Here is a 233-nt window from a genome sequence, read left to right as displayed (position 1 = left end):
ACAAGAGACAACCAGAAGTTATGCTGCATACTCGAGTGTACAAAACGAAGTTACGTATAGCCGAAGTGCTGATCGAGGTCGACATGACCGATAACCCGGACTCGATTCCGAACGGCCTGAACCTGTCCGACGGTACCGCGCTGTCGGCGCCGATGGTGGGCATTTTCAATTCGATCGATGACAACGTGCCCAAAAACGCGGACTCGTTTCGCCGCATCAACGTGCTTCTGAGG

Annotated in this window: 1 protein-coding gene; it reads left to right on the top strand. The window is 53.6% G+C overall.

The annotated features are described in order from the left end of the window. Window positions 1-20: 20 nt before the first annotated feature. Window positions 21-233: hypothetical protein (locus tag SB753_RS41760; protein WP_410805778.1), on the top strand; the 213-nt coding region annotated here is incomplete at its 3' end.

The sequence above is a fragment of the Paraburkholderia sp. SIMBA_053 genome, assembly GCF_046534895.1.
In the GTDB taxonomy this organism is placed as follows: Bacteria; Pseudomonadota; Gammaproteobacteria; order Burkholderiales; family Burkholderiaceae; genus Paraburkholderia; species Paraburkholderia caledonica.
The sequence above is the reverse complement of the archived record's forward strand: the minus strand, read 5'-3'. Positions and strand labels throughout refer to the sequence as shown.